Raw genomic sequence first — 17,909 nt, 5'->3', positions numbered from 1 at the left:
AAACGCATGACTTTCGCCTATCGTCTCGCCGCCCTGGCGCTCGTCGGCGGCCTCGCCGCTCCGGCGATCGCGTCCGCCGACGGCAAGTCCCTGTTCATGGACAACTGCTCGGCCTGTCACCAGGCCAACGGCAAGGGCGTCAAGGGCGCCTTCCCGCCGCTGGACGGCGCGCCGCTCGTGAAGGGGCCGCCCAAGGTGGTGATCACCACGGTGCTGAACGGCCGCGCAGGCATGCCGGCCTTCAAGGACGACCTGTCCGACGCCGATCTGGCGGCCATCCTGACCTATGTTCGCTCGTCCTGGAGCAACAAGGCGCCGGGCGTCAAGCCCGCCGAAGTCTCCGCCGCCCGCGCCGCCGCCAAGGCGCAAGCCAACGCTCGTGGCTTGCAGGCCCACTGACCTCACCCAAGGGAGAAGAACCATGAAACGCCTGATCGCCCTCGCCGCCGGCCTCTGCGCCCTCACCGGCGCCGCCCACGCGCAAGAGATCGTCCGTGGTGGCGACCCCAAGTCGCCAATCGCCAGCGTCGTCACCGTGCCGGCGGGCTATGACACCATCTACGTCTCGGGCATGACCCCGCCGGTCATCGACGACAAGGCCACGGGTGTCGCCAAGTTCGGCGACACCAAGACCCAAACGCTCGGCGTGCTGGGCCGCATCGAGGCCGCGCTTAAGAGCCAAGGCGCGACCATGGCCGACGTCGTGATGATGCGCGTCCTGCTGGTCGGCGACCCGGCCAAGGGCGGCAAGATGGACTTCGCCGGCATGATGGAAGGCTACAAGACCTACTTCGGCACCGCGACCCAGCCCAACAAGCCCGCCCGCATCACCAGCCAGATCACGGCGCTGGTCCAAGACGGCATGCTGGTCGAGATCGAGGCCCAGGCCGCCAAGAAGAAGTAGGCTTGCGCGGCGTCGCGCCAGACGCGCCACAGCGGCGTCTGGCGCGACGCCACTATTTCACTGCTATGCGAAATAATTTCCCTGACAACGTTGTCGGCGGCGCTTCAAACAGCTATATGGAATTCAGCCCGTTTCGGGCGTTTCCTCCCAATGACTCGGCCGCCTTCTCCTCCTGGAAGGCGGCCGTTCTTTTTTCCAGTCGGGGGCGAAGCGTCCTTGGCTGATGTAGCGACCGGCCTATCATGGGCCCATGATCGCCTTCGTCGCCCTCGCGCTTCTTTCGTCAGGCTCACCGTCGCTTCCGGCCGCGGCGCGCAGCTATGTCCGGGACGTCCTGAAGGTGGAGACCTATCAGGCCGCTCAGGCCGACCTGAACGGCGACCACAGACCAGAGATCTTTGTCTACGCCACGGGACGAGAGACCTGCGGGAGCGGCGGCTGCAACCTCTACGTCCTCTCGCCCAGGAAGGGACGCTACCAGATCGTGCTGAGGGCCAGCGTGACACAGCTTCCGGTCCGGCGGTTGGCGAGCGCCACGCGAGGCTGGCGCGACATCGGCGTCTTCGTCTCCGGCGGCGGCGCGCAGCCTCACGAGGCGCGGTTGCGCTTTAACGGCAAGCGCTATCCGGGCAATCCGACCATGGCTCCCGCGTCCGGAAATCCGCGCGGGGAGGTGCTGATCGGCGACACCCCCTAGGCGGTGTAAATTCGTCCCTCCTGCGCCTGGACGGGCCAAGGCGTGAGCTTCGCCCCCACGCACGGCCCGCCGACGCAGGCGCCCTCCTCCACCGTGAACACCGCGCCGTGCCACGAACAGGTGATCAGTCCCCCGTCGGGCGTCAGGTAGTGGTCCAGCTGTTGCGCGAGAGGCAGGCCGGCGTGGGGGCAGCGATCGACATAGCCGAACACCGCCTCGCCCTTGCGGACCACGAAGCCGTGGAAGCGCTTTTCGCCAATCTGCAGCACGTAGTTGCGCGCGCCGCCGTCGGCGATCAGCTCCAGCGGGCCGAGGTTCACCCCCGCCGGCGTCGACCAGACCCGGCCAACGGCGGCGGCGCTTTCGTCCGTCAAATCCGCTCGACCGTCTGCTCGATGGCGCCGAAGACCGAATGCCCCTTGGCGTCCTTCATCTCGATCCGGACTGTGTCGCCGCCCAGCAGGAAGGGCGTCTTGGGCGCGCCATGCAGGAGGGTCTCGACGGTGCGAACCTCGGCCAGGCACGAATAGCCCAGCCCCCCTTCGCTGATCGGCTTGCCCGGACCACCGTCGGCGTCGCGGTTCGACACCGTGCCCGAGCCCACGATCGTGCCGGCGCAGAGCGAACGCGTCTTGGCCGCGTGCGCCACGAGGGTCCCGAAATCGAAGGTCATGTCGACGCCGGCGTCGGCGCGTCCGAAGTCCTTGCCGTCCAGCTCGACCAGCAAGGCGCCGTGCAGCTTGCCGTCCTTCCAGGCGGCGCCCAGCACGTCGGGCGACACCGCCACCGGCGAGAAGGCGCTGGCGGGCTTGGACTGCAGGAAGCCGAAACCCTTGGCCAGCTCAGCCGGGATCAGGTTGCGCAGGGAGACGTCGTTGCACAGCATGACGAGGCGAATGGCCGCCAGAGCCTCTTCGCGGCTGGCGCCCAGCGGCACGTCGCCGGTGATCACCGCCACCTCCCCTTCAAGGTCGCAGCCCCAGCTGGCGTCGGCCAGCGGGATCGGATCACGGGGGCAGAGAAACCCGTCCGACGCGCCCTGGTACATCAGGGGATCGGTCCAGAAGCTCTCGGGCATCTCGGCCCCGCGCGCTTTACGGACCAGTTGCACGTGGTTCACATAGGCCGAGCCGTCCACCCACTGATAGGCGCGCGGCAGGGGGCTGGCCGCATCGTGCTCGTGGAAGCGCTCGCGCGGCACGGCGCCATGCTCGAGGCTCTCGGCCAGGCCGCGCAGCAGCGGCTCGCAACGCTCCCAATCGTCGAGCGCGGCCTGCAGCGTCGGCGCGACCGTGCCTGCGTCGGTGAACCAGGCCAAGTCGTTGGACACCACCACGAGCCGGCCGTCGCGGCCGCCCTTGAGAGACGCGAGCTTCATCGGCGCTTCCTTCTTGTTGTTGTTACGGCAAGCGAGCCTTGGGGAAGCCCGACCAGCAGGCGTCATAGTCGTCCTGAAGCGCCGAAGTCTCCAGCGCGAACTTGGTCGGCCGGATCACCCAGCGGCTCTCGAACATGAAGGCCATGGTCCCGTCGATCTTGTGGGGGGCCAGTTCGGCTTCCGTGGCCTTGCGGTGGCTGGCCACGTCGGGGCCGTGGTCGCTCATGCAGTTGTGCAGGGACGCGCCCCCAGGAACGAAGCCGCCCGCCTTGGCGTCGTAGGCGCCGTGCACCAGCCCCATGAACTCGCTCATCACGTTGCGGTGGAACCACGGCGGGCGGAAGGTGTGCTCGGCCACTATCCAGCGCGGCGGGAAGATCACGAAGTCGCAGTTGGCCACGCCCGGCGTGTCGCTGGGCGAGGTCAGCACGGTGAAGATCGACGGATCGGGATGGTCGAAGCTGACCGTGTTGATCGTGTTGAACCGCGAGAGGTCGTAGCGGTACGGCGCGAGATTGCCGTGCCAGGCCACGACGTCCAGCGGGCTGTGGTCCCATTCGGCCGCCCACAGCGCGCCCTGGAACTTCTGGATCACCTCCGTCGGCGCATCCACGTCCTCGAAGGCCGCCACGGGGGTCTCGAAGTCGCGCGGGTTGGCCAGGCCGTTGGCGCCGATGGGCCCGAGCTCCGGCAGGCGGAAGGCCGCGCCGTAGTTCTCGCAGACATAGCCCCGTGACGGTCCGTCGACCTCGACCCGGAAGCGAACGCCGCGCGGGATCACGGCGATATGGCCGGGGCCGGCGATCAGCACGCCGAACTCGGTGACCAGGGTCAGCACGCCCTGCTGCGGCACGATCAGCAGCTCGCCGTCCGCGTCGTAGAACACCCGGTTCCGCATCGAGGCGTTGGCCAGATAGATGTGCACGCCGATGCCCGACAGCGTCGCGGCGTCGGCGTTCCCGGCCAGCGTCACAAGGCCGTCGACGAAGTCCGTCGGCTGCGCCGGGATCTCCAGCGGGTCCCAACGCAGCCGGTTGGGCGTCACCGGCCCGCCGAAGGCCGAGACCAGCTTGTCCTGCGCATAGGGCGTGTAAGGCCCGTGGCCGGCGCTCGGCCGCAGGCGGTACAGCCAGCTGCGGCGGTTCTCATGACGCGGCGCGGTGAAGGCCGAGCCGGACAACTGCTCGGCATAGAGGCCGAACGGGACCTTCTGCGGCGAGTTCTGCCCCACCGGCAGGGCGCCGGGATGCGCCTCGGTCTCGAAATAGGAGCCGAAGCCGGTTTGGTACTTGAGCGTTTCGGTGCTGCTCACCTGCGTCCTCCCCCACCCCGACTTTCCCGGCGAAGGCCGGGACCCAGATTCATCCTGGGCGGTTCGTGGGTGTCACCTGGGCCCCGGCCTTCGCCGGGGAGATCGGGATAGTGGGACGGCGCCGAAGCGCCGTCCATGCCCTCGCCTCAAGCCTCGACCGTGATCACCCCACGGCGGATCTGATCGAGCTCGATGCTCTCGAACAGGGCCTGGAAGTTGCCGTTGCCGAAGCCCTCGTTACCCTTGCGCTGAATGATCTCGAAGAAGATCGGGCCGAACAGGTTCTCGGTGAAGATCTGCAGCAGCAGGCCTTCCTCGCCGACGGCGCCGTCGATCAGGATGCGGTTCTTGCGCAGGCGCTCCAGGTCCTCGCCGTGGCCGGGCACGCGCTTGTCGACCAGTTCGTAATAGGTCTCGATCGTGTCCTGCAGCTTCACGCCCCGGGCGCGCAGCTTCTCGACGGTGTCGTAGATATTGTCGGTGGTCAGGGCCAGGTGCTGGATGCCCTCGCCATTGTACTGGCGGATGAACTCCTCGATCTGGCTCTTGTCGTCCTGGCTCTCGTTCAGCGGGATGCGGATGGCCTTGTCGGGCGCGATCATCGCCTGGCTGAACAGGCCCGTCGCCTGGCCCTTGATGTCGAAGTACTTCTGCTCCTCGAAGCCGAAGACCTGGTTGTAGAAGGTCGACCAGGTGCGCATCTGGCCACGCTTCACGTTGTGGGTCAGGTGGTCCAGCAGGTCGAGGCCGACATTGTTCTTGGCCTCGGCCAGGGCCGCGCCCGGAACCTGCTCCCAGCTGTCATAGATCGTGCCGGCGTCGCCATAGCGGTCGATCAGATAGAGCAAGGAACCGCCAATGCCTTCCAGCACCTTGGCGCCTTCGCCCAGCAGCGAGCGGCTGGCGTCGGCGGGCTTGGCGCCGCGCTTGATCGCGTCGGCGTAGGCGCGCTCGGCGTTCTCGACGCGGAAGGCCATGCCGTTGGCCGACGGACCGTGCTCGGCGCGGAAGTCGGCGACTTGGCCGGCCTGCTCCTCGTTGACGATCAGGTTGATGCGGCCCTGCTTGTAGCGGGTCGCGGCCTTGGTCGGATGCTTGCTGGCGGGCACGAAGCCGAGTTGCTCGATCAGCGCCTTCATGGCCGCCGGATCGGGGCTGGTGAACTCGACGAACTCGAAGCCGTCGAGGCCCAGGGGGTTCTGGTCGGTGACGAGGGTCATGAGCGGTCTCCCTAGAGTTCTTTGTTGTTATCGCGCCAGCGCCGCCGGCAGGGCGGCGATCAGGGCGTCGTTGTCGGCCGGGCGGCCGATGGTGATCCGGACCCAGCCGCCGGCGACCGGCGTCGGGCGGATGATCAGGCCTTCCTGCAACAAACGCGCGGCGGTCGCGTCAGGGCCAGCGGGCGCGCGCAGGAAGACGAAATTGGCCTCGCTGCGGGTATGCTCGACGCCCAGGTCGTCCAGCGCCGCCTCGATCCGGCCGCGCTCGGCGATGGTCAGGGCGACGGTGCGGGCCAGATGCGCCTGGTCGTCCCAGGCGGCCAGCGCCGCGGCCTGGCTGACGGCGGTGACGTTGAAGGCCGGCCGCAGGCGGTCGAGATAGCCGACGAGCTCGGCCGACGAGGCGATCCCATAGCCGACGCGCATGCCGGCCAGGCCATAGGCCTTGGAGAAGGTGCGGGCCGACACCCAGGGGCCGCCCCAGGCGTCCAGCAGGGCGAAGGTGTCGAAGGCCTCGTGGTACTCGCGATAGGCCTCGTCGACGAAGACGAGGGTCGAGCGCGGCGTGACCGACAGGATCTCTTCGATGTCCGAGGCGGTCAGCGCGTTCCCGGTCGGATTGTTGGGCGTGCACAGGACCAGCAGTTTCGGACCTTGAGCGGCGGCCGCCTTGAAGGCCGGCACGTCGAGGTCGAAGTTGGCCAGGCGCGGCACGTCGACGATCCTGGCCTCGGCGCAGCGGGCGAAGATGTCATAGGCCGGGAAGGTCGGGCTGGAGAACAGGATCGCATCGCCGGGGTGCAGCACCGCGCGGAACAGATAGTCGATCAGGGCTTCGGAGCCCGGAGAGACCACGACGCGCGCGGGATCGACGCCCAGACGTCCGCCGATCGCGGCGCGCAGCGTCTCGCAATAGGGGTCCGGATAGAGCTCGGGCTCGGCGATCGCGGCCGCCACCGCGGCGGCGACTTTCGGGCTGGCGCCCAACAGGTTCTCGTTGCTGGCTAGCTTAGAGAACTGGGACCGTCCGGTGCGACGCCCCGCCTCGGCCAGGGTCATGCCGGACTTGTAGGCTTGGATCCCGTCGAGAGCGGGGCGCACCGGCGACGCGGGGGCCTGAATGACGGGCTTGCGATCCAGAACCAACATGCGGCCGCTCCAAACAATGAGAGGCGGCAGCTTATCGCGGAACCGAAGTCAGAACGTGGCAATCATGACCCGATTAAACCCGATTCAGGTCATATCATGCCAATTATGCCGCTTGATCTTCATCAAAGTGATCAGTCGAGATAGTCCAGCGGCAGGGCCGTGGAATCCTTCAGCGTGTCGAGCACGAACGAGGAGCGGATGTCCTTCACCCCGCCGGCATCTTCAAGAGGCGCTTCATCGTGAAGTCGGCATAGGCGTCGAGATTGGGAACGGCGACCTTCAGCAGGTAGTCGTAGCCGCCGGTCATGACATAGCAGCCGACCACTTCGGGCTCGCGCAAGACCGCCTGCTTGAACGCTTCGGCCGCCTCCTCGCTGTGGCGATCGACCTGCACCTCGACATAGGCCAGCACGTCCAGCTTGGCCTTGCGCCGATCCAGCAGCGCGACATAGCCGCTGATCAGGCCCGAAGCCTCAAGCTGCTTGACCCGCCGGAGGCACGGGCTGGGCGACAGCCCGACCCGCTCGGCCAAGTCTACGTTCGAGATCTTGCCGTCCTCCTGCAGGATCTGGAGGATCTTACGATCGGCGCGCCGCGAGCTTCATCGTGACCGCCATCCCGCCAAAATTGGCATAAAGTGACGGACTAGCCGATTTGGCCGATCCTGGGGAGAGGCGCCTTGCGCGCCGCGCCGCTTGCAGCTCTACCATTGGGCGCAAGATTTCACGCGAGGATGCCGCATGCCCGACAGCCCTTTCGCCCTTCCGCCCAGCAAACCGTCGAAGCCGTCGCTCCAGATGGCTGGACGGCAGGTCATGATCTGGACGTCGGCGGCGCTGCTGTTGCTCCTCGGCTCGTGCGCGGTCGTCACCCACAGCACGACGGTGGAACCCGGCAATGTCGGGGTGAAGATCCGCACCCTCGGGGCCTCGGCGGGGGTTGCGCCCGACCCGCTGCCCGCCCGCTGGTACCTGCGCGGGATCGGCGAGCGGATCATCCAGTACCCGGTGATCCAGCGCACCTACAGCTACACCCGCGAGGCTGATGAACGCGGCAACGAGAACGAGGAGATCACCTTCTCGGACAACACCGGCCTGCCGATGACGGCGGACATCTCGGTGACCCTGCAAGTCAATCCGGCCTCGGCCCCGAACCTCTATCAGACCTATCGCCTGTCCTTCGACCAGTTGCTGGATGGACCGATCCGCAACGACGTACGCTCGGCCGTCGCGGCCGAGGCCGAGAAGGTCGGGGTGGAAACGCTTTACAGCGGCGGTCGCCAGATGGTGATCCAGAAGGCCTACGCTCGCGTCGCTGGCAAATGGGCCCGTCACGGGGTCAATATCAGCCAGTTGGATTGGATCGGCTCGATCCGCTACCCGAACGCCATCATCCAGCAGATGCAGGCCAAGACCCAGCTTGAGCAGGAAGCCCTGGCCGCCAAGGCGCTGGAAGCCAAGGAAACGGCGCTAGCCAACGCCGCGATCGCCAAGGCGCGCGGCGAAGCCGAGGCCATCCGCATCAAGGGCGAAGCGCTGCGCGCCAACCCGCAGGTCCTTCAGCAACTGGCCATCGAGAAGTGGAATGGCGAGCTGCCGAAGGTCACCGGCGGTTCGACGCCCTTCGTGAAGATCGACTAGGGATCGGCCTCGGGCCGCGGCGCTGGCGGGTGGTTCTTTGTCACCCGGTCCGTCGACATAGCCCAAGGCCCGCAAACGGCCTTCGGCTCGATCCGCCACCTCTTCCGGGAAGGATGAGTTGGCCTTCATGAGAAATATTTAAGTACGCTCAAGCCATTTTGGCCAATAAAAAAGCTCAGGGGAGCGCCCATTACAGGCGCTTAGCAAATCTATCGGGGCGAAGTTGAAACGTATTGAACTCTACGGGCCGAGAGAGCCCGCGCATCGCCGTACGTGGACGGCGGCGGCCGTGCCTCTCATTCTTCTATTCTTTATCCTGGGCCAACTGGTCACGATCTTCGGCGTGCTGAAGCCGATGGGCTTCCACAAGGCCGATCTTGAGACCCAGTGGCTCCCTCTCGTCATTCAGCTGGTCGGCTTCGGCGTAACGTCGATTCTGCTGCTCGCGTGGGTCCGGCTGTTCGAGCGTCGGCCGCCTACGGTCCTGGGGCTGAACGGACAAGCCCTGCGCCGCTATGTCCGCGGACTGGCGGTCGGCGTGGGCTTTCTGTGCTGCGTCATCGCGCTGATCTGGCTGACGGGGGGCTACCGCATCGAGGGACATGGCGTCTGGACCGCGCCCTCGCCCCTGCTGTTCCTGCCGATCCTGGCCCTGTTCGGGGGCTTCATGATCCAGGGCGCGACAGAGGAACTGCTGATGCGCGGCTGGCTCATGCAGCTGGTGGCGTCTCGCCATGGTCTCGTCGCCGCCATCGTCATCAACGCCGCGCTGTTCGCCCTCATGCATGGTGGTAACATCGATCCATCCAAGGAGCTGGTGCTGGCCCTGGCCAATCTGGTCCTGTTCGCCGTGATGATCAGCCTCTATGCGATCAAGGAAGGCTCGCTGTGGGGCGTCTGCGCCTGGCACACCGCCTGGAACTGGCTGCTGGGCGTCGGCTTTGGCCTTGAGGTCAGCGGCGGACGCATTCCGGTCCAGAGCCTAGTCGTCGACCTGGCGCCCAACGCTGGAGCGCCTTGGTGGCTGACCGGCGGCGCCTTTGGCCCCGAAGCCAGCGTCGCGACCACGGCCGTGCTGCTGGCGGGCGCGATCTATTTCGGCGCCACAGGCGCGTTCCAGAACGCAAAGGCTCGCGCGGCGGCCTTCGCCTAAAAGACCTCTCGGCGGGGCCGAGCTAGAGCGCTTCGCAATAGAAGCGTCCAGGCTCTGGCCCCTCCGGATACAGCGCCTGGAACCGGTAAAGGACCAGCACCCATTCGGCCTCTTCCAGGCTGACGCCGAACCGCTGCGCCACCCAGGCCGCCGACGGATCCTGGAAGTCCTCTTCGGCCAGGCTTTTGTCGGGCCTCAACCCCATGCGGGAAACGGGTCCGGCAGCTTGGCCCAGGCCTTGGGACCAAAGCCGAACTGCAGGTCGGACAGCAGGCAGGCGTCGAAGCCCTGGGTCAGCGCTTCGCGATCCATGTTCTGGCCGATCAGCACGATCTCCTGGCGACGGTCGCCGTGGACCGGTCTCCAAACCTTCTGGATCGCCGCGCGCCAGGCCGAGTCTTCTGGCCAGTACGCCTCCGGCGCGCTGGCCCACCAACGGCCATGCGGGCCAAGCTGCGTGACCGCGCCGGCCTGGCTCCAGCCGCCGACGCGGTCGTAGCGGGTGGCCAGCCACAGAAAGCCCTTGGAGCGGATGACGCCTGGCCATTCGCTATCCAGCCAGACCTTGAGCTTTTCGGGATGGAACGGCTTGGACGCGCGGTAGACGAAGTGGCTGATGCCGTATTCCTCGGTCTCGGGCAGCACCTCGCCCATCAACGCCTTCTGCCAGCCCGCCGCGCCCTCGGCCCGGACGGGGTCGAACAAGCCGGTGTCCAGAACATCGTCCAGGGCGACCGCGCCGCGCTCGGACCGGACGATCCGCGCCTGCGGATTGAAGGTGGCGATGATCGCCTCAAGCCGGCCCAGGTCGTCGGCCGACACGAGGTCGGCCTTGTTCAGCACGATGACGTCGGCGAACTCGATCTGCTCGACCAGCAGGTCCACGACCGTGCGCTCGTCGCCCTCCCCCGCCGTCTCGCCGCGATCGGCCAGGCTGTCGCGCGAACCGTAGTCGCGGAGGAAGTTGAAGGCGTCCACCACCGTGACCATGGTGTCCAGGCGCGCCACATCCGAAAGGCTCTGATCCGCCTCGTCCCGGAAGTCGAAGGTCGCGGCGACCGGCATCGGCTCGGAGACGCCGGTGGACTCGATCAGCAGGTAGTCGAAGCGCCGCTCGGCGGCCAGGCGGCGCACTTCCTTGAGGAGATCATCGCGCAAGGTGCAGCAGATGCAGCCGTTCGACATCTCGACCAGGGTCTCGTCGGTGCGCGACAGGTCGGCCCCGCCCTCGGCGACCAGGGCCGCGTCGATGTTCACCTCGCTCATGTCGTTGACGATGACCGCGACCTTCTTGCCCTCGCGGTTGGCCAGCACGTGGTTCAGCAAGGTGGTCTTGCCCGCGCCCAGGAAGCCCGAAAGGACCGTGACGGGCAGACGACGATCGATGCGGCCGAATGGCCTGGAAGCTGGGACGGTCACGCGCGCCTCTTGCGTTACAATGTAACACCACTAGCGCTTCGCCAAAGCCGCCTCAATAGAAATGTTATCTTATAACATCAAAGCGCGCCAAGCTTCGTAACGCAAAACGCCCCGGAGTTTCCTCCGGGCGTTTCGTCATTTAGGTCCCCGTTTGGGGTCCGCTTTTCAATTGGCCAGTCGGCGCAGGAAGGACGGGATTTCAAGGTCCTCACCGTCGTCGGCCTGAGGCGCTTCCACCGGCGTCAGCTGCGGGCGAGCGCTCTGCGTGGTGCGGGCCTGCGGCTGCGGAGCCGAAGGCTGCTGCTCGTAGCGCTGGCGACCGCCACCGAACATCGAGAGCCAGCCGCCTTGCTTTTGCGGGCGACGCTCTTCGTAGAAGTTGCTCTCGGGAAACAGCGGCTCCTCGGCGACTTCGTCGACCAGCGGGTCGACGATGCGGTTCACCTGACGGGCGGCCGGCTGGGCGACACGCGGCTCTTCGGCGACCGGTTCGTCGTAGTAGAGCTCGGCTTCAGGCTCGGCCTGCGGCGCCGACATGACGATCTCGGGCTCGGGCGCCGGGGCCGGTTCGGGCACCGGGGCGAAGGCCGACGAGAACGCCGTCGAGGGACGCTCGGCCGGACGGGCCGCTTCGTAGCGGGCGGTCGGACGCGCCGGCTCGGGCTGCGGGGCCGGACGGGTGGTGTCGGCGATCAGCGGCTGGGTGGTGGTGTTGCGGGTGACCGGCTTGGGCTCGATCTGGGCGATCGAGGCGCCGTCCATGCCGGTGGCGACCACCGACACGCGGATCACGCCTTCCAGCGACGGATCGAAGGCCGCGCCGAAGATGATGTTGGCTTCCGGGTCGACCTGGTCCGAGATCGCGTTGGCGGCCTCGTCGACTTCCAGCAGGGTCATGTCCATGCCGCCGGTCACGTTGACCAGCACGGCCTTGGCGCCCTTCAGCGAGACTTCGTCCAGCAGCGGGTTGGCGATGGCGTTCTGAGCGGCCATCAGGGCGCGGTCTTCGCCGGTGCCCTCGCCGGTGCCCATCATCGCCTTGCCCATCTCGGTCATGACCGTGCGGACGTCGGCGAAGTCGAGGTTGATCAGGCCCGGCAGGACCATCAGATCGGTGATCGAGCGGACGCCCGAGTGCAGCACCTGGTCGGCCATGCCGAAGGCTTCGGCGAAGGTCGTGCGCTCGTTGGCGACGCGGAACAGGTTCTGGTTCGGAATGACGATGAGGGTGTCGACGTAGCGCTGCAGCTCCTGGATGCCGCTGTCGGCCAGGCGCATGCGGTGACGGCCTTCGAAGTGGAAGGGCTTGGTCACGACGCCGACGGTCAGGATGCCGCGCTCACGGGCGCACTTGGCGATGATCGGAGCCGCGCCGGTGCCGGTGCCGCCGCCCATGCCAGCGGTGATGAACACCATGTGCGCGCCGTCGAGGTGCTCGCCGATCTCGGGGAAGGACTCCTCCGCGGCGCTCATGCCCACTTCCGGGTGCGCGCCGGCGCCCAGGCCTTGCGTCACTTGCACGCCCAGCTGGATCCGCCGATCGGTCTTGGCGAACTGCAGCTGTTGCGCGTCGGTGTTGGCCACCACGAACTCAACACCCTCGAGGCCCGCCTCGATCATGTTGTTCACGGCGTTGCCGCCAGCGCCGCCAACACCAAAGACCACGATGCGCGGCTTCAGCTCGGTCGTACGCGGCGCGGAAAGAGAAATAGCCATGGGACCCTCGCGTCCTTACGCCGAAATCGTCAAATTAGACCTCGGCGACACCAATCGCCGGGGAGCGCCTCGACGATCGTGTTAACAGAACAACCACCATCGTTAATCGGCAGTTAACTGCATAATCTGAGTCGGGGTCTGGTCGAGCGCGGCCGTGGGATAAATTGTGGTCTATCAACAGAAAGTCCAAGGGAACCAAGGCTTCCGACACTATCCACAGGCGCGTGCGACCGAACGACGCTGACTGTCTGATCTGACCAATATCGGCTGTTTAGAGCAGCAAAAAGGCCCATCCGAGATGCTCGGAGGGCCCTTTAAAGTTAAACAGTAGAGTTAATCACGCTTAAGGTTTGAGACCTTGGCCGCGCCCCAGTCTAGAGGTTGTCGCGCAGCCAAGCCGCGGCGCGCGAAATCGGGCTGGCGTTAGGATCCAGAGGGCGCTTGCGGGCGACGCCGCCGGCCAGGGCCTTGGAGGACACGGCCTCGCGCGGCCCGAAGGCGGTGCGGTGCAGCGTGCCGGCGGCCGCGCAGAAGGCCGGGCCCGAGGCGGCGTCGGCCAAGTGCGGCACCCGGCGCGGACGGCCCAGGCGCACCGGACGGTCGAAGACCCGCACGGCCACTTCCCGCACGCCGGCCAGCTGGCTGGCGCCGCCCGTCAGCACGATGCCCGCGCCCGGCTCGACCGGCGCGCCGGAAGCCTTCAGGCGCTCGCGCAGCAGCTCCAGCGTCTCCTCGACGCGCGGCTGGATGATGCCCTTCAGCAGGGAGCGCGGCGCGATCACCGGACCCGCGCCCGGATCGTCGCCGCGCGGCGGCGCCTCGATCATTTCGCGGTCCTCGTTGGCCGAGGCGATGGCGCTGCCGTGCAGGGTCTTGATGCGCTCGGCGCCGACGACCGAGGTCTGCAGGCCGCGCGCGATGTCCTGGGTCACGTGCCCGCCGCCGACGGCCAGGCTGTCGACGTGGCAGAGCGCGCCGTTGTTGAACACCGCCACCGAGGTCGAGCCGCCGCCCATATCGATGCAGACGGCGCCCAGGTCCATCTCGTCCTCTTCCAGGGCCGCCAGGGCCGAGGCGAACGGCGCGGCGACGATGCCTTCGAAGGACAGGTGGGCGCGTTCGACGCAGTGGGCCAGGGTGTGGAAGATGTTCTCGTTGACCGAGACGACCAAGAGTTCGAGCCCCAGCGAGCGGCCGAACATGGCGCGCGGGTCGCGAATGCCGCGCTGGCCGTCGACCGACCAGGCGATCGGCAGCAGGTGGATGGGCTTGCGGCCGGGAATGCGCACCTGGGCCAGGGCCGAGGCGATGGCGCGCGACAGGTCGCCGTCCGAGATCGGGCGAGCGCCCAGCGAGACCTGGGCGTGGACGCGGTGGCTGGCCAGCTGGCCGCCGGCCGTGCAGACGCTGACGCCCTGGACGTTGACGCCGGCCACGGTCTCGGCGCGCTCGACAGCCTGGGCGATGGCCTGGGCGGCTTCGTCGAGGTTAACGATCGCGCCGCCGCGCACGCCGCGCGACTGGACATAGCCGACGCCCGAGGTCGTCAGGGTGCGGTGCTCGCGGTGGATGCCGTCGGGCTTCATGATGAAGCACGTCACCTTCGACGCGCCCAGATCGACGGCCGCGATGGCGGGCTGGCGCACAAGCGTCGCCTTCAGGCCCTCGCGAGCCTGTTTCCGGTCCTCCATTCGCGACATCGCTATCGTCACCTCAGCCCATCAAGTCCATTACGCCCCGCCGGCCGCGAGCTGCCCAGGCAGCGCCGCGTCGCGAGGTCTCACAGCCACCATTTCGGGGTCGCGCAGATCGATCCGCGCGAAACCCATGTCCAGGATTCTCTGCCGCTGGTCGAGCTGATCCAATTGAATCAGCGCGGATTCTTCGTCAATGGCCGGAAGCTGGATCAGCGACCCGTCCTTCAGACGAAGATCCCAACGTCGGTCGTCCACCCGCACCAGCGCCTCGAGCCGATCGCGCAGGCGGGGACGCGAGGCCACCGCCGGCAGGATCAGGCCCGCGGCCTGGTCGGCGCCCTGCCCCACCACCAGCGGCAGCTGGGGGAAGCGCGCGGGGTCGGCTTCGTTGATCACCCGCCCCTCGGCGTCGATCACCTTCATCCGGCCCTGGTTCTGCCAGACCGCCAGCGCCGGTCGCTCCTGGACGGAGATCAGCACGGTGTCGGGCAGCATCCGCACGACCTGGACGTCCTTGACCCAGCCCACGCCCTGCACGCGCTGGCGGACGCCCGCCAGGTCCATGCCCAGCGTCGGCTGGTCGAGATAAAGGCCCGAGGCCTTCAGGATGTCGGCCTGGGCCGTCGAGGACGCCCCGCGGATGTGGACCGTCTTCAGCTTGAACCCGGCGGAGGCGAACGCGCCATCGACGCCATGCGCCATCGCCGCGCCGATACGTTCGGCGCGGTGCCCTGTGGCCAACATCACCACCAGTCCGAGACCCAAGGCGGCGCCCGCGACACCGAGGGCGACAGTGGGCGAGAGGCCCACGCCCTTGGCGGCGTGCAGCTTGGCGGCCGGCTGCGCGCCTCGCGGCGCGGCCCGACCCTTGCTCGGACTTGCGGGCGCTTCGGCCCGGGGTCGCCTAGGCTTAGGCGGTCCCCCCCGCGTTACGGCGGGCATAAGCGTCCTCCACGATCCATAGAACCAACTGATCAAACGGAATCCCGACGTGGGCGGCCTGCTCAGGGGCGAGCGAGGTCGGAGTCATGCCGGGCTGCGTATTGACCTCTAGAAGGACCAGAATGTCGTTAATGTCGTCATAACGAAGGTCGGACCGAGTCACACTTCGACAACCAAGAGCGGTATGGGCCAACTCGGCCATCCGCATGGCGCGATCCCTTACGCCATCAGGGATTGGGGCGGGCAGGACGTGGATCGAGCCGCCCTCCGAGTACTTGGCCTCGTAGTCATAAAAACCTGTGGATGCACGAATATCGGTGACCGCGAGGGCTCTGGGACCATTCGCCTCACCCATGACGGCGACGGCCAGCTCAAGCCCGCGGATGTACGGCTCGACCATCACCTCCTCGCCGAAGGTCCACGACGGCGCGCCGACTTCTTCCGGAGGACGGTTGGCGCCTTCCTTGACGATGAACACGCCGACCGAGGAGCCCTCGGCGTTCGGCTTGACCACATAGGGCGGCGGCAGGACGTGGTCGCGGGCCACATCGTGGCGGTTGAACAGGCCGCCGCCGGGGACGACGACGCCGGCCGCCGCCAGCACCGCCTTGGCCTTGGCCTTGTCCATCGCCAGGGCCGAGGCCAGGACGCCGGAGTGGGTGTAGGGCAGCTTCAGCGTCTCGAGCACGCCCTGGACGCAGCCGTCCTCGCCCCATTCGCCGTGCAGGGCGTTGAAGACGAGGTCGGGCTTGGCCGCCGTCAGCACCTGGGCGATGTCGGGCCCCGCGTCGATCCGCGTGACCTTGGCCCCCAGCCGCTCCAGCGCGTCGGCGCATTCGGCGCCCGAGACCAGGCTGACCTTGCGTTCCGACGAGGGCCCGCCCAGCAGGACGGCGATGTGGCGGCCAGAGAGGGGCTGCTGGGTCATTTGGCGCTCTAATGAGCCCTCCCCCTTGATGGGGGAGGGTTGGGTGGGGGTGATCGCGCCGCGTCGGACGCCTTACCGCCCTTCCTAGAGAGGCGGACAGGCCGTGCCAACACCCCCATCCCTGCCCTTCCCCCATCAAGGGGGAAGGGAGAGCCAAGGTTTGTGGATGCTTAGTGCGTCGCCGCCGCCCCCGCCGGCTTCAGCGCGCGGAAGTCGATGTCGCTGTCGGCGACCAGGTAGATCAGGCTGGTCCAGGCCGCGACGTTCTGGGCCAGTTGGAGCGGATCGACCTTGTTCAAGGTGTCGTCGGCGGTGTGGTGGTAGTCGAAGTACCGGCTGGCGTCCTGCTCCAGCTCGATCGACGGCACGCCCGCCGACTCCAGGCCGGCGATGTCGGCGCCGCCGTGTGCGGCCGGCTGCTGGTTCACATAGATCTTCAGCGGAGCCAGCACATTGGCCGCCGTGGTGGCGATCGGATGCTTGGCCGCGCCGGCCGGCAGCTTCAGCGAATAGATGCGGTCGGCGCCGCTGTCGCTTTCGCCGGCCAGGACGATCTTGGAGACCTCGTCCTTGTGCGCGGCCAGATAGGCTTCCGACGAACCGCCACTCTCCTCCGAGCCCCACATCACGACGCGGATCGTGCGCTTGGGATGCTTGGGCAGGTCGCCGATCAGCTTGGCCGCGGCCGTGGTGATGCCGATGCCGGTGGCGTCGTCGAGCGCGCCGGTGCCGACGTCCCAGCTGTCCAGGTGGCCGCCGATGACGATCACCTCGTCGGGCTTTTCCGAGCCCTTGATGTCGCCCGAGATGTTCCAGGCCACGTCGTTGGGATCGGTGGTCGAGGCCAGCTTCAGCTTGATGCGCAGCGGGCCCTTCTTGGCCAGGCGCTCCAGCTGCTCGGCCTCGGGCACGCCCATGGCGGCGGCCGGAATGGTGACGACCTGGTCGCCGAAGGCGGTCATGCCGGTGTGGGGGACGGTGGAGTCCGAGGTCGAGACCGAGCGGATCAGCAGGGCCACGGCCCCGCGCTTGGCCGCCTCGACCGGACCGGCGCGGCGCGAGATCCCCGCCACGCCATAGCCCGAGCCGTCCTGGGCCTTGACCATCGGCTGGGTGATGACGGCGATCTTGCCCTTCAGCGAGCCCTCGGGGGCGGCGATCATCTCGGCGTAGGTGCGGAACAGAGCGACCTCGGCCTCGATGCCGCCGGGCGGGGTCGACACGGTGCGGCCCAGGCCCACGATGTCCAGCTTCATCGGATAGGGCGCGACCAGCTGGGCGCTCTCCTCGCCGCGCGTCCAGGACGGCTTGGCGAATTCCTCGACCTTGATGTTGGTGAAGCCCAGGGCCTTGAACTTGGCGACGGCCCAGTCCTTGGCGCGCTCCATGGCCGGCGAGCCCACGACGCGCGGGCCGATGCTGGTGGTCAGGTCCTCGGTGATGTCCCAGGCGGTGCGGTCCAGCAGCGCCTTGTCACGCAGCGCTTCGGCGGTGCGGACGTCTTGAGCGTGGGCGGCGCCCGACAGGAGGGCGAAAACGGCCGAAGCGGCCAGCAAGCGACGATACATGAGCAAGAACTCTCCCCAATGACGCGGCAGTCATAGCACCCGTTCGCGCCACGGGGAGTCAGCAATGGGCCGACGTGCGCTAGAGAGGCTGCAAGCTCAGGAACTGAGCAGTCGCACGACTTTCCCGCTTCACGCGGCGGGCCGCTGAAGGTTTGGAAGGGGATGCGGAGCGCCCGGACATTCGTC

Annotated in this window: 18 protein-coding genes; 5 read left to right on the top strand and 13 right to left on the bottom strand. The window is 67.5% G+C overall.

Translation table 11 applies throughout. The annotated features are described in order from the left end of the window. Positions 1–6 precede the first annotated feature (6 nt). From CSEG_RS05850 to CSEG_RS05840, 3 genes are all read left to right on the top strand, one after another. The gene (locus tag CSEG_RS05850; protein WP_013078330.1) at positions 7–399 is read left to right on the top strand and encodes a c-type cytochrome; all 393 of its coding nucleotides are present in this window, start codon (positions 7–9) and stop codon (positions 397–399) included. Positions 400–421: 22 nt separating this feature from the next. Further along, the gene (locus CSEG_RS05845) at positions 422–904 is read left to right on the top strand and encodes a RidA family protein (RefSeq protein WP_013078329.1); all 483 of its coding nucleotides are present in this window, start codon (positions 422–424) and stop codon (positions 902–904) included. Between the two features lie 250 nt (positions 905–1,154). Beyond that, on the top strand, positions 1,155–1,601 hold the full coding sequence (locus CSEG_RS05840; RefSeq protein WP_013078328.1) for a hypothetical protein: 447 nt from the start codon (positions 1,155–1,157) through the stop codon (positions 1,599–1,601). Here the strand turns inward: CSEG_RS05840 and CSEG_RS05835 are convergent. The 6 genes from CSEG_RS05835 to CSEG_RS05810 all read right to left on the bottom strand — a co-directional run bounded on the left by CSEG_RS05835 (position 1,598) and on the right by CSEG_RS05810 (position 7,192). Further along, positions 1,598–1,975: a Rieske (2Fe-2S) protein gene (locus CSEG_RS05835; RefSeq protein WP_013078327.1), complete on the bottom strand. Its 378-nt coding sequence runs from the start codon at positions 1,973–1,975 to the stop codon at positions 1,598–1,600. The genes CSEG_RS05840 and CSEG_RS05835 overlap by 4 nt on opposite strands. Next, positions 1,972–2,979 (bottom strand): fumarylacetoacetate hydrolase family protein, encoded by a 1,008-nt coding sequence (locus tag CSEG_RS05830; protein ID WP_013078326.1) that lies wholly within the window; start codon positions 2,977–2,979, stop codon positions 1,972–1,974. The genes CSEG_RS05835 and CSEG_RS05830 overlap by 4 nt, the downstream gene beginning before the upstream one ends. 22 nt (positions 2,980–3,001) lie before the next feature. Continuing rightward, a complete protein-coding gene (gene hmgA, locus CSEG_RS05825) occupies positions 3,002–4,291 on the bottom strand; it encodes a homogentisate 1,2-dioxygenase (RefSeq protein WP_013078325.1) in 1,290 nt (429 codons plus the stop codon). A 146-nt stretch (positions 4,292–4,437) separates the two neighbouring features. Continuing rightward, a complete protein-coding gene (hppD, locus tag CSEG_RS05820) occupies positions 4,438–5,511 on the bottom strand; it encodes a 4-hydroxyphenylpyruvate dioxygenase (RefSeq protein ID WP_013078324.1) in 1,074 nt (357 codons plus the stop codon). A 27-nt stretch (positions 5,512–5,538) separates the two neighbouring features. Continuing rightward, positions 5,539–6,660, bottom strand: coding sequence for a histidinol-phosphate transaminase (gene hisC / locus CSEG_RS05815; RefSeq protein ID WP_013078323.1), 1,122 nt, complete (start codon positions 6,658–6,660; stop codon positions 5,539–5,541). Between the two features lie 205 nt (positions 6,661–6,865). Beyond that, complete coding sequence (locus CSEG_RS05810; RefSeq protein WP_244264924.1) at positions 6,866–7,192, bottom strand: Lrp/AsnC family transcriptional regulator; 327 nt, start codon at positions 7,190–7,192, stop codon at positions 6,866–6,868. Between the two features lie 265 nt (positions 7,193–7,457). Between CSEG_RS05810 and CSEG_RS05805 the strand changes: the two genes are divergently transcribed. After that, positions 7,458–8,300 (top strand): SPFH domain-containing protein, encoded by an 843-nt coding sequence (locus tag CSEG_RS05805; RefSeq protein WP_407642853.1) that lies wholly within the window; start codon positions 7,458–7,460, stop codon positions 8,298–8,300. Between the two features lie 223 nt (positions 8,301–8,523). Then, positions 8,524–9,453: a CPBP family intramembrane glutamic endopeptidase gene (locus CSEG_RS05800; RefSeq protein ID WP_013078321.1), complete on the top strand. Its 930-nt coding sequence runs from the start codon at positions 8,524–8,526 to the stop codon at positions 9,451–9,453. Positions 9,454–9,475: 22 nt separating this feature from the next. On the opposite strand, the gene CSEG_RS05795 is transcribed toward CSEG_RS05800, so the two are convergent. The 7 genes from CSEG_RS05795 to CSEG_RS05765 form a co-directional block, all read right to left on the bottom strand. Beyond that, positions 9,476–9,658, bottom strand: coding sequence for a hypothetical protein (locus CSEG_RS05795; protein WP_013078320.1), 183 nt, complete (start codon positions 9,656–9,658; stop codon positions 9,476–9,478). Next, positions 9,649–10,872 (bottom strand): zinc metallochaperone GTPase ZigA, encoded by a 1,224-nt coding sequence (zigA, locus tag CSEG_RS05790; protein WP_013078319.1) that lies wholly within the window; start codon positions 10,870–10,872, stop codon positions 9,649–9,651. Before zigA ends, CSEG_RS05795 begins: the two co-directional genes overlap by 10 nt. Before the next feature lie 165 nt (positions 10,873–11,037). Continuing rightward, complete coding sequence (ftsZ, locus tag CSEG_RS05785; protein WP_013078318.1) at positions 11,038–12,588, bottom strand: cell division protein FtsZ; 1,551 nt, start codon at positions 12,586–12,588, stop codon at positions 11,038–11,040. A 374-nt stretch (positions 12,589–12,962) separates the two neighbouring features. After that, positions 12,963–14,288: a cell division protein FtsA gene (gene ftsA, locus CSEG_RS05780; protein WP_013078317.1), complete on the bottom strand. Its 1,326-nt coding sequence runs from the start codon at positions 14,286–14,288 to the stop codon at positions 12,963–12,965. Between the two features lie 30 nt (positions 14,289–14,318). Further along, on the bottom strand, positions 14,319–15,227 hold the full coding sequence (gene ftsQ, locus CSEG_RS05775) for a cell division protein FtsQ (protein WP_013078316.1): 909 nt from the start codon (positions 15,225–15,227) through the stop codon (positions 14,319–14,321). Continuing rightward, positions 15,196–16,155: a D-alanine--D-alanine ligase gene (locus CSEG_RS05770; RefSeq protein WP_013078315.1), complete on the bottom strand. Its 960-nt coding sequence runs from the start codon at positions 16,153–16,155 to the stop codon at positions 15,196–15,198. Before CSEG_RS05770 ends, ftsQ begins: the two co-directional genes overlap by 32 nt. Before the next feature lie 170 nt (positions 16,156–16,325). After that, positions 16,326–17,729: a M28 family peptidase gene (locus CSEG_RS05765; RefSeq protein WP_041538213.1), complete on the bottom strand. Its 1,404-nt coding sequence runs from the start codon at positions 17,727–17,729 to the stop codon at positions 16,326–16,328. Positions 17,730–17,909 lie beyond the last annotated feature (180 nt).

This window comes from Caulobacter segnis ATCC 21756 (genome assembly GCF_000092285.1).
GTDB lineage: Bacteria > Pseudomonadota > Alphaproteobacteria > Caulobacterales > Caulobacteraceae > Caulobacter > Caulobacter segnis.
The sequence above is the reverse complement of the archived record's forward strand: the minus strand, read 5'-3'. Positions and strand labels throughout refer to the sequence as shown.